General features: G+C 41.0%; 8 protein-coding genes and 3 tRNA genes. 4 read left to right on the top strand and 7 right to left on the bottom strand.

The window, feature by feature from the left end; all coding sequences use genetic code 11:
• Window positions 1-181 precede the first annotated feature (181 nt).
• Window positions 182-1,294 carry a beta-ketoacyl-ACP synthase III gene (locus B9T36_RS04560; RefSeq protein WP_086208379.1) on the bottom strand — a complete coding sequence of 371 codons (1,113 nt, stop codon included), beginning with the start codon at window positions 1,292-1,294 and terminating at the stop codon, window positions 182-184.
• A 30-nt stretch (window positions 1,295-1,324) separates the two neighbouring features.
• On the bottom strand, window positions 1,325-5,296 hold the full coding sequence (locus B9T36_RS04565) for a DUF3418 domain-containing protein (RefSeq protein ID WP_086208877.1): 3,972 nt from the start codon (window positions 5,294-5,296) through the stop codon (window positions 1,325-1,327).
• Window positions 5,297-5,640: 344 nt separating this feature from the next.
• Here B9T36_RS04565 and ahpC point away from each other — a divergent pair, with 344 nt between their 5' ends.
• From ahpC to B9T36_RS04580, 3 genes are all read left to right on the top strand, one after another.
• Window positions 5,641-6,204 (top strand): alkyl hydroperoxide reductase subunit C, encoded by a 564-nt coding sequence (ahpC, locus tag B9T36_RS04570; RefSeq protein WP_004982189.1) that lies wholly within the window; start codon window positions 5,641-5,643, stop codon window positions 6,202-6,204.
• Between the two features lie 202 nt (window positions 6,205-6,406).
• Window positions 6,407-7,138, top strand: a complete 732-nt coding sequence (gene gloB / locus B9T36_RS04575) for a hydroxyacylglutathione hydrolase (protein WP_086208380.1) — start codon at window positions 6,407-6,409, stop codon at window positions 7,136-7,138.
• A 528-nt stretch (window positions 7,139-7,666) separates the two neighbouring features.
• Window positions 7,667-7,870: a hypothetical protein gene (locus tag B9T36_RS04580; RefSeq protein WP_004696295.1), complete on the top strand. Its 204-nt coding sequence runs from the start codon at window positions 7,667-7,669 to the stop codon at window positions 7,868-7,870.
• Between the two features lie 130 nt (window positions 7,871-8,000).
• On the opposite strand, the gene B9T36_RS04585 is transcribed toward B9T36_RS04580, so the two are convergent.
• From B9T36_RS04585 to B9T36_RS04605, 5 genes are all read right to left on the bottom strand, one after another.
• Window positions 8,001-8,085 (bottom strand) — tRNA-Leu (locus tag B9T36_RS04585).
• A 33-nt stretch (window positions 8,086-8,118) separates the two neighbouring features.
• Window positions 8,119-8,192 (bottom strand) — tRNA-Trp (locus tag B9T36_RS04590).
• A gap of 35 nt (window positions 8,193-8,227) precedes the next feature.
• Window positions 8,228-8,312, bottom strand: a tRNA-Leu gene (locus tag B9T36_RS04595).
• Window positions 8,313-8,419: 107 nt separating this feature from the next.
• The gene (locus B9T36_RS04600) at window positions 8,420-9,244 is read right to left on the bottom strand and encodes a serine/threonine-protein kinase (RefSeq protein WP_086208381.1); all 825 of its coding nucleotides are present in this window, start codon (window positions 9,242-9,244) and stop codon (window positions 8,420-8,422) included.
• On the bottom strand, window positions 9,219-10,730 hold the full coding sequence (locus B9T36_RS04605) for a DUF3336 domain-containing protein (RefSeq protein ID WP_086208382.1): 1,512 nt from the start codon (window positions 10,728-10,730) through the stop codon (window positions 9,219-9,221). The genes B9T36_RS04600 and B9T36_RS04605 overlap by 26 nt, the downstream gene beginning before the upstream one ends.
• A 202-nt stretch (window positions 10,731-10,932) precedes the next feature.
• Here B9T36_RS04605 and B9T36_RS04610 point away from each other — a divergent pair, with 202 nt between their 5' ends.
• Window positions 10,933-11,805 (top strand): ATP-binding protein, encoded by an 873-nt coding sequence (locus tag B9T36_RS04610; protein ID WP_086208383.1) that lies wholly within the window; start codon window positions 10,933-10,935, stop codon window positions 11,803-11,805.
• Window positions 11,806-11,849 lie beyond the last annotated feature (44 nt).

The following is an 11,849-nucleotide window of genomic DNA, read 5'->3' on the forward strand; positions in this document are numbered from 1 at the left end:
AAAATAATCAACCAACATCGGCGAATCGAATATACGTACTTAGAATGATCCGCCATATACATTACAGCTTGCGATACATTTGACCACTCAGCACCAATATAGATCAGTGCGAACTAGCCTTTAGATCGAAGTTAAACTGTTTAATCCATTTCGCATCAGACTCAACTCGTAACATATAGCCTTATGCAACGTGTTTTTTCACCAGTACTGCACCAACAGAATAACCTGCACCAAATGAGCACAGGATGCCATATTCACCATCATTAACTTGGTCTGCTGTGCGGTGCAACGCAATGATGACCCCTGCGGACGAGGTATTTGCAAACTCATCTAAAATGATTGGCACTAAATCGGGTTGAGCATGTTCTTTGCCCACAACCAATTTTAAAATCAATTCATTCATACTGGCATTGGCTTGGTGCAACCAGAAACGTTTCACATCAGTCGGTGCAATATTGTTTTTCTCAAGCTGCGCTATAATCATTTTGGCAACCAGTGGACAAACTTCTTTGAACACTTTACGACCGTCTTGAGCGAAACGATTATTTTCAATGTCTGAATCGACTTCACTTAAGTTTAAGAAACCAAAGTTATTGCGGATGTTATTTGAAAACTGTGTGAATAAGTTAATGTCTTCAATTTCAAAACCAGTTTTGCTGTCGGTTTCTTCAATGATTGAAGCCGTTGCGACATCACCAAAGATAAAATGGCAGTCACGTGAACGGTAGTCGGTATGACCAGAGGTGATTTCGACATTCACCAATAATACACGGCGTCCGCCTGCTTTGATTGCATCATAGGCTTGTTTAATGCCAAAAGTTGCTGCCGAACATGCCACGTTCATGTCGTAGGCATAGCCTTGAATACCAAGTGCAGTTTGAATTTCAATTGCAACCGCAGGGTAAGCTCGTTGTAAGTTTGAGCATGACAAAATCACGACATCAATATCTTCTGCAGTTACGCCTGCATTTTCCATCGCTTGTTTCGCTGCGATCACGCCCCATTCGGCTTGAATCGAGAGTTCATCATTTGAACGCTCATGTAACAATGGACGTAAACGCTTCGGATCTAAGATCCCTGTCTTCTCAACCACATAACGACGTTTTACACCAGATGCTTTTTCAATGAACTCTGCACTTGACCCACGACGGGCTTCCAATTCGCCCGAAGCAATTTTGTCAGCATTGTCTAGATTATACTGTTCCACATAAGCATTTAAACTTTCAACTAACTCTTCATTGGTAATGATGTCTTCAGGATGATAAAGACCCGTACCTGTAATGCGGATGCCCATGTAAAACTCCTTCTTTAAATTACCTATAGTTTAACTGATTCCAAGTTTTTCCCATACTTTTTGCAAGCGTGTCGGAGAAATGGGCATCTTTGTTTTCATCGGCTGAGAGAATAAAGAAATCCGAAACTCCTCAACCATGAAATACAATTCTTTAAGGCGAGTGTCATTTTTAAACTTAAATAATTTTTCCATCCACGGGTCAACTTGATCAATGGCAGAATTATCCCTCTGTAGGTTATTGGGCAGGCGCTCCAAACGCAAGACCAATGCTTTCAAATAACGAGGAAATTCAAGCCAAATATCGGAAGATTTTACGTAAACAAAGTTTGATAAGCACATCAAATCTAGCTGATCTTCAACATCATCAATATTTTTCCCAAACACCGCATCATCTAAAACCAACAACTTTCGACGTATATCCTGCCATTGGATATAGATCTCTGTCACATCTGCCAGTGCTTTTTGCCCATGAGTCAGAAAAGTTTTTTTGACATTTGCAACTAAGTTTTCAAACTCTTGTGCATTGACCGGCAGTTCATTGATCGACATTTGCAGTGTGGCATAAACCAGCATTTGTTCCAATTTTGCCTTATCACCCAAAGGTGAATACGCCAATGCCAACGGTTTGGAAATTTGCTTTTTCAACTGGCGGACCAAATCTCCCAGTTGTATATGTACCAAACGAAGTACACCCTCGCGGTGCTGTTTAGTTGCCTCAGCTTGATCATTAAAAGTCTGAATCACGACACCAGACTCATCCTTTTGTTCCAATGCAGCAAATGTCTTGGTCGGAACCAAAGCTTGATACTGCTTCACCACCACGCCCGTCACTTTTTGGGACGCTTCAAACACAAAACTTTCAGGGAAAGTTTGGAACTCTCCTTTGAGTTGTTTGACTGGGCTATGGGTTTCCGTTCGACAGCGCGCTTTTAACTCAGCTAAATCACGACCTTGTTCAATCACACGGCCTTTGTCGTCAATGACTTTAATCAATGGCAACAAATACTGTTCAACCCGCTCAAAACTAAAGTCTTTTTCAGTGATTTGTTCGCCACGTAACTGGAAGGCTAAAAAACTAAAAATATGCTGCTGTAAATGCATCGCATCTACTTTCGCCATTAGCTTTGCAGCCGTATCAGGGATAGGCACCAAGTGACGACGTTTATCTTTAGGCAGTGCTTTGAGTAAGGCTTCCATTAAGTCCTGACGCCAGCCAGGAATACCCCACGACCACAAGTTTTCATCCACCTGTGGCAAGGCTTGCAACGGGATTTTCACCGTTGCACCATCTTCGTCATGGCTTGGATCAAAACGGTAACTGGCCGCAAGACGCAGTTCACCATTACGTAAAAAATCGGGAAATTGCTGTGTGGTTGGACGGTCGTTCATCCACAACGAATCATCATCAATAAATAAATAACGTGGGTTTTGCGGTTCAACCGTTGCGCGCCAGTCTTCAAAACTACGACGACTTGCCACCTCTTCAGGAACTTTGGCCGCATAAAATTGGTAAATCGTTTCTTCATCCACCACCAAATCACGGCGACGTAGCTTATCTTCGACCCGCTCTACTTCTTCAAGTTTAAGCAGGTTGTGTTTTAAAAATGGTGGTGTAATGCCCAAGTGTCCTGTCGTCAGTGCATCTCGAAGGAAAATTTCATGTGCCGCAACATGGTCGACTTTTTCATAATTGATCTGACGTTTTGGTTCAATAATTAAGCCAAATAGTGAAATTTGGTCATAGGCATTAACCACGCCTGCTTTTTTCGACCAGTGCGGCTCAAAATAGTGGTGCTTCAGCAAATCACCTGCCGCAAGCAAAATCCACTCAGGTTCAATTTTTGCCAGTGTGCGAATATAGACCTGTGAGGTTTCTACCATCTCAAAAGCCATGACCCAAGGCGTATTGGTTTTGTGCAAGGTAGATGCTGGGAAAATGCGAGCCTTTTGCTGACGCACCGCCATAAACACATTGCGTTCATCGGTTTTATTGGCAATAAAGGACAGTAGACCTGTTAAAAGCGCACGGTGTAAATTTTCATAATTGGCTTTTTTCTCATTAAAAGACAGCTTTAAGCCCTTTGCCAAATCAACCAATTGCTCATGAGTTTTCTTCCACTCACGTAAACGCAACCAGCTTAAAAAGTGATTACGGGCAAAAGTACGACGTTTGTTTTCACTCATATCACGGTTGGCAACCAGTGCTTCCCAAAGTTTAAGATAGAACAGAAAGTCAGAATCGGCTTCACGGAACAACGCATGTTTCTGATCCGCCTGCATTTGTTTATCCGCAGGGCGTTCACGTGGGTCTTGTACGGCCAAAGCGGCAACGATCACCAAGACTTCATTCAACACACCAAAATGTGCCCCGCCTAAAATCATACGGGCCAGACGTGGGTCAATTGGCATTTTGGCCATCTGTTGACCGATCTTGGTTAATCCGTTGCTTTGAAGTTCTCCTTTATTAAAGGAGGATTTAGGAGGATTTTTATTTAATTTCTCTTCTTTAATCTGACTCGATTCTGTTAAATCTCCCCCAACCTCTCTTTGTAAAATAGGGGCTTTACCTTTCTCCGTCATTGCCCCAAGTTCAACCAACAACTTACGACCATCGTTAACTAAACGATGATCTGGCGGCTCAATGAAATCAAAATCTTCTAACGCACCCAGCCCTAAACTTTGCATCTGTAAAATAACTGAAGCTAAGTTCGTTCGCTTAATTTCGGGTTCGGTAAACTCAGGGCGACTTTGAAAATCTTCCTCAGAATACAAACGAATACATACACCTGGGGCAATACGACCACAACGGCCTTTACGCTGGTTTGCCGCTGCTTGCGAAACCGCTTCAATCGGTAAACGCTGTACACGTGAACGATAGTTATAGCGAGAAATACGCGCAAAACCACTGTCAATCACATAACGAATATTGGGTACAGTCAGCGCTGTTTCTGCAACGTTGGTGGCGATAATAATGCGTCGCCCGCCACCCGATGGATTAAAGATTTTTTGTTGCTCAGCCAAGGCCAAACGCGCATATAAGGGTAAAATTTCTGTATGCCGCGGCCCATGCTTTTGCAAAGTTTCTTGTAGCTCACGAATCTCTTGTTCGGTACTGGCAAAAATTAAAGTATCAGCATATTCAGGATGACCTTTTTCTTGTGCATCCCGAAAACATTCTTCTACAGCTTGCACGACAGCGCGAGGCAAATTTTCTTCAAAGTCATCAAATTCATCATCATCACTACCGACAATACTCATTTCAGAGACAGGACGATAGCGCAGTTCAACTGGAAAACTACGACCTTCTACTTCAAAAATAGGTGCGTTGTTAAAGTACTGACTAAAACGGTTTACATCTAAAGTTGCCGAAGTGATGATGACTTTTAAATCTTTACGGCGGGGCAAAAGCTGTTTGAGATAACCCATGATAAAGTCAATATTGAGCGAACGCTCATGTGCTTCATCAATAATAATGGTGTCGTATTTATTGAGATAACGGTCATTGGCCAGCTCTGCCAGCAAAATACCATCAGTCATTAAACGGACAATAGAGTCCTGCGATCCTTGTTCATTGAAACGAACTTTAAAGGAAATCGACTCGCCAAGTTTTTCACCAACTTCTTCCGCAATACGCTGGGAAACACTACGTGCGGCCAAACGACGTGGCTGTGTATGACCAATCAGACCCGTTAAACCACGACCCGCCAACATCGCAATTTGCGGTAGCTGCGTCGTTTTACCCGAACCCGTCTCCCCTGCAACGATAATCACTTGGTGCTTTTGAATGGCATCAATTAACTTATCTGCATACTGTGTAACAGGCAGGTCTTGGTTCAGTTTAATATTTGGAATGCGTTCAATACGCTCTAAAACTTTTAAATGTGACTGTTCAAATAATGCTTGATATTGCTTTTCGTTGGCATCTTTTCCTTTTTTGAGTCGGTTTAAACGATGACGGTCTTTGACCATCACCAATTGCTCTATATTTAAAGGACGCTGCACAGAAAAAATACCCACATCAAAAACATCAATCGCTTAGTTTACGTGGTAATACAGCGAAGCGAAAGTACAGCCTAATTTTTTTAATTTTAACTTTTTTCAAATATCCCCTTGAATTTTAAGCCTAGGGACATCATGTCTGTAGACGAGTTACGGAATAGATGATTTTGTCATTTAGTCATCATATTTATCATGCTAAATGAACAGAATGATCAGATGCGCTGAGATAGTCTGGAGTAAGATTCGGTTTTTCCGATTCTTGTAATGTAAAAATACTGTTTCAGCAATAACAAAAATTTCGATACCCTATACAGCATTAAATACAAACCCCAATCATGGAGACAATGATGAGCTTAATTAATACTGAAGTAAAACCATTCGCAGCTACTGCATATCACAACGGTCAATTTGTTGACGTAACTGAAGCAGATCTTAAAGGCAAATGGTCTGTAGTATTCTTCTACCCAGCTGACTTCACTTTCGTTTGCCCAACTGAACTTGGTGACCTTGCTGACAACTACGCTGAATTCCAAAAATTAGGCGTGGAAATTTACGGTGTTTCTACTGACACTCACTTCACTCATAAAGCTTGGCACGACACTTCTGAAGTTATTGGTAAAATCCAATACCCATTAATCGGCGACCCAACTTGGACTCTTTCTAAAAACTTTGACGTTCTAATCGAAGCTGCTGGTCTTGCAGACCGCGGTACTTTTGTCATTGATCCAGAAGGCAAAATCCAAATCGTTGAAATCAACGCTGGTGGTATTGGTCGTGATGCTCAAGAATTACTTCGTAAAGTTAAAGCAGCTCAATACGTTCACGCTCACCCAGGTGAAGTTTGCCCAGCTAAATGGAAAGAAGGCGAAGCAACTCTTGCTCCTTCAATCGACCTAGTAGGTAAAATCTAATCTAAATTAGATTGAACATATAAAAAACCACGCTTTTTAGCGTGGTTTTTTATGGCCAAGATAACAGTACAATATGACAAGAAAGAGAAAGCATAAAACAATAAATACCTATCCTTTTACGTCTTACATGATTCATGACTAGAATTCAGTGTCTGTACCCGCTACAGTAGAATGAATACATGTAACACATTGAAGAAAAAAGATGACTTATCAAGTTCATATGATTGATGTGAAAAATCAGCTCCAAAACTACATTTGGTTGCTAGAACACACCACATCAAAACAAGTCACAGTAATTGACCCAACAGAAGCGGGATTAGTTGAAGAATATTGCACTAAACATGGTTTAAGCATTGCTCAAATTTGGCTGACTCATTGGCATAAAGACCATATTGGCGGTGTCGCTGACCTGATCGCAAGTCGAAATATTCCTGTGTATGGACCACGGGAGGAATTATCAAAAATTCCTTTTATCACCCATGCATTGATGGATGATGACTACTTTGCATTTCATGATTTACATGTCGATATCTTAGCCGTTCCTGGTCATACACTGGGCCATATTGTGTACTTTATCGAATCCATCCAAACTCTATTTTGCGGTGACACCCTGTTTGCTATGGGCTGTGGGCGAGTGTTTGAGGGCACACATGAGCAGATGTACCATTCACTCAATCGTTTAGCAGCTTTGCCTGCCGAAACCAAAGTCTATTGTACGCACGAATACACGCTCTCTAACGCGAAATTTGCCAACCATGTCGAACCAGACAATATTGCCATTCAAGAGCGTTTAGACCATGTAGAAACCATGCGCTATTTGGGTCAATGTACCCTCCCGAGCAGTATTGAAATCGAACTTGAAACCAATCCTTTTTTACGTACAGAAAACGTTGAAGAGTTTAAGCGACTGCGCGATCTGAAAGACCATTTTTAAATCGCCCCCCTAGAGAGACTGCTGACGAGTGCAGTCTCTACTTCATACCAGAGGCTCTCGTCAGACAAGCCTAAACACTCCGATAATGTCTAGAGATTTTCTCTTGAATTCAACGCTCAGTTGGCGCTGTTACCATGAGCTTTTAATCTGTCAAAATTTCCACAGAAATAATTTCAACTCACACGATGCTAAACGCAAATGATCATCACAAAGACAGAATGATCCTACTTTTTCAAAACATCCCAGCTTTGAAAAAAATCATTACATTTCTATTCGCTACAAAATATTTCTAGCTCTCATTTTAGCAATATTATAAAAAGGGATTTCCATCTTTTAAATTTTATTATTTTTCAATATCTTGTACCATTTTTAGCCCATAAAGCCTTTTCCTTTATGATTTCTACATGATGATGGATAGTCTGATTACGCGCTAAAAAACAGCAAAAATAAAAATATATAAAAAAATCCCCTTTAAAAAAGCGTGAAATATCCCTATTAATAATTTATCAGTGAATAAGGAATATCCTCGTGAAAAAAGTAGTGAAAGCAAAAAACCTCATCGCCTTTCGTATTTGGTTAGAGAAATTGGGTTATTCAGTCAAAACTTTAGCAGACAACCGTGGCTTTACTTTTAGCTTTAAAAAAGAATATGGACTAGTGACCTGCGACCTCGCGGGAAATAACTTGGCCATGCAGCTCGGTGAAGAATTCGAAGACCATTTGAAAGCCTAAAATTGCTCCATACTTACTTCGCGTGATGAATCAAAACTTAGCCCCCTTATGGGGGCTTTTTTTATGATGAATGGATTCTTAAATTTCAGGCAATAAAAAAGCAAGGCTCTATACCTTGCTTCATTACTGATGGTGGGGACGGAGAGACTCGAACTCTCACACCTTGCGGCGCTGGAACCTAAATCCAGTGCGTCTACCAATTTCGCCACGTCCCCATCAGGGTGCTAACTTTGCGTTAGACTTTAAGTTGGCAGAGGATCAAGGATTCGAACCTTGACGAACGGTTTTGGAGACCGTCATGCTACCATTACACCAATCCTCTATGGCCTTATAAATCATCTTAATTCAAATGATTTATGGTGGGGACGGAGAGACTCGAACTCTCACACCTTGCGGCGCTGGAACCTAAATCCAGTGCGTCTACCAATTTCGCCACGTCCCCAATGGCTGTGTATACTATAGGGATCATTTTCGCATGACAAGCGATTTTTAAGAAATACCCACTCATTTGATTAAATAAGAAACAAAAACCTTATACTTGGCTTTTTCTCATTCAATTTCAGTCATTAAGCATCGTTTTGCGTCCATGATATTCTGAAGTCTTTGACTTTTTTGCTTGGTCAAAAGCCCCGTTAAAAGTGCATTAAAACATTGAAAACCTTGTGGAAGATCTATGTCTAATGACTGACAATGTAAATAGGCCCAATCTTGATAACTTTGCGCCTGTAAACGGCTTTGGCTCAGCCACTCAAGTAAAATAATGCCCAGTGCGTAAAGATCAGTTTGTACTGTCTTTGCTTCACCATGAAATAACTCTGGTGCCATATAGCGTGGCGTTGCAGTTATAGTTTGTTGATGTCCAGTTCCACCAATTGTTTGACTTTGCTCAAAATCAATCAATTTACATGTCGAACCTGCCAACAAAAAATGTGCAGGTTTTAAGTCAGCATGAATCCAGCCCATCTGATGTAATTCTTCTACAGCATTCAACATTTTGAAGATGATATGAATGACATGATCACAACTTAACTGACGCGGATCTCTTACAAGTAAAGGTTGCAGGTCTTTTAAAATAAGTGCAGCACTCACCGGCCCTGAATGAAACTCAAAATTTTCAAGAATTTGTACTTCAGGCAAAAACGTTGGTTGTGGCGACATCGCAAGCGCATGCTGATAAAAGCTGAACTCTGCATTAAAACCATCAATAAGTACGGAATAACTGGATGCCAATTGAAACTTTAACCAATACCCCTGCCCTGCAACTTCAAAGCGATAAAGTCGTCTCCCCAAACTCAAACGCTGAGTCGGAGTATGAAGCGACAACTCGAGCGTGTTCAATTCTTGACGATCAAACTGCCAAGAATTCGGATTCATTCATTTCTGCCGTATTCAACTCAGTTAAGACTTCCAAACAATGCTGAATTGTTTTACCGACACGGGCATGTGTCTCAATCATTGAAATTTTAGGCCAAGTTGCACGCTCGCCTTCACGTTGTAGGAGCTTAAACAGATGTGGCCGTGGATTTTGTAACATATAACTATAATGGCGTAGACCATATTTTCCCACAATATTTACATCGCCATAATAACGCTGATCAACCACACCATAGCCATGGTCCAGTAAACGACGGATCGGCGGGATATTACCTACACGTTCGCGGGCAAAGTCCATGACACCTTTACTAATTACTTTACCCTGCCGACGTACAATACGCTCAGGCCAGCTCAGCATGTCTTTACGGAAACGTGCTTCATCCGACTGCATAAAGGGCACGACATGTGGATTGACTTGGCTGGCAATTGTGTAATTTAAATTGTATAAACGCGCCATCTTTTCCTGAGGGAAATCACTACGCACACTACCATCCACCCAGCGCGTAGAAGACATATAGGGCGTATATAAACCATCATGTCGCTTACTGGTCAGTTTGACGGGTGGGAACAAAATTGGCACAGCACAGGACGCTAAGACAGCACTCCACACCAATAAATCCGGTGAAGTAAAAGTATTCATGATGCGTGCATTTTGTGAGGCATCATAAGGTGCAACCGCGACATTGTTGTATAAGCCTGACTGCTTAAAAGCCTCTTCAAAAGTCACATCACCTAAGTTCGCGATCAAAAAGCTTTTTAAATGCTTTACATCAGCCAAACCACCATTGCCTTTTAGAACTTCACGAAAACCCCGAAATTGAAAAGCATCAGTAAAGAAGTTTTCACCATTTAAGATGCTCAGCATCTCAGCAGGAGTCGCTCGCCCCAACATAGCCGTCATGATGGCTCCAGCACTCGAACCAGACAGTACTTTTGGCATCAGATCTTGTTCAAGCAAAGCCTTACATACACCTGTATGAAATAACCCCAAGGTTGCACCACCTGAAAACATCAGTGCAGGTTGTCCAAAGGCTTTTTGGCAATGTTGAAAAAATTCAATTTTTTGTTGTTTATCTAGACATTGGCAATCCGTAGATGCCACAAATGCTAAACCTAGGCTGACTTCATCAATATAGTCTTCAATAATTTTTTTGGTGCCCACATAAGTTGCTGTGAACAGCATAGGATGAGCAATATTGGCAATATCATAGCTTAAACCTTCACGCAGAAGGTACATTAGATCAGTCGTTCGTTTTTGTTGGCGATAGCGTTTCAACAATCCTAAGCGATGGGTAATCACTTCTGCATCAAAATAAGGTGAACAGTTATCATACTTCCACTCTTGCGCCCCTGATTCCTCATCAATCTTCAGCGCAATATTTTTCCACTCAGTATAATTTTCCGCCTGTGCTAACTGCTGCTTTAGTTTTTTAATGCGATAGGCTTGGTGCGGGTTGATTTCCCGTGTGAAATCTTTAAACAACATATTTGTCCTCACCCACTTTTTTTATTTTCCTAAAACATCATTAACATTGCCAGAGTTAGTCTAACGACTATGTGTAAATTATGGGAGTATTACAATTGCCATTTCAAGCCTAAAATTGGCAAATTAGTACCATTTTAAGGGTTTGATGTACCTAAATCGGGTGTTAATATCAATTCCAAGTGTAATTATAAACTGATTGATCATGGCAACTCTTGACCTACCCAACAATATCTTAGAAACACTATCGACTGTACTCCAACAGCTACAGCAAAGCCTTCCCGAAGTTAAACAAGCACCTGATTTCTCGGCGATTGCATTTAAATGGCAAAATGGTGAATTAAAAGCCATTCATCAACTCAAGCGTGTCGAATTGAATGACTTAAAAGGGATTGAGCGCCAAAAAGAGAAAGTTTTACAAAATACTGAACAATTTCTCAATGGTTTACCTGCCAATGACGTCCTGCTCACAGGCTCTCGTGGTACAGGAAAATCCTCTATTGTGCGGGCTTTATTAACGGAATATGCAGAGCAAGGGTTAAGACTGATTGAAATTGAACGTGATGATTTATCTGAACTACCTGAGATTCAAAAGCTCATCTCAGAACGTCCTGAAAAATTTATTGTATATTGCGATGACTTAGCTTTTAACGCAGAAGATGAAAACTATCGCAGTTTAAAAAGTGTGCTGGATGGATCTTTGCAGTCTGGTTCTAGTAATTTTATTATTTATGCCACCAGTAACCGTCGTCATTTATTACCCGAGTTTATGCATGAAAATACACCTGTAACTCGTGTCGATGTACCACAATATAACGAACTACACCCACAAGAAGCGATTGAAGAAAAAATTTCACTCTCTGATCGTTTTGGATTGTGGCTGTCTTTTTATCCAATGGATCAAAACTTGTATTTAGAAATCGTACAGCATTACTTATCAAAAGCTCAGATCAGCATGGATGACATAGTACGTGCTGAGGCATTGCGTTGGTGTCAGGCGCGTGGTCAGCGCTCTGGACGTGCAGCGTATCAGTTCTCTAAACATTGGATTGGTTCACAGCAACTCAAACAAATTTAATATTTTTGTTTAAATCAACAACACCCCAAAAAATCTATATAACA

The sequence above is a fragment of the Acinetobacter sp. ANC 4204 genome (assembly GCF_002135205.1).
GTDB lineage: Bacteria > Pseudomonadota > Gammaproteobacteria > Pseudomonadales > Moraxellaceae > Acinetobacter.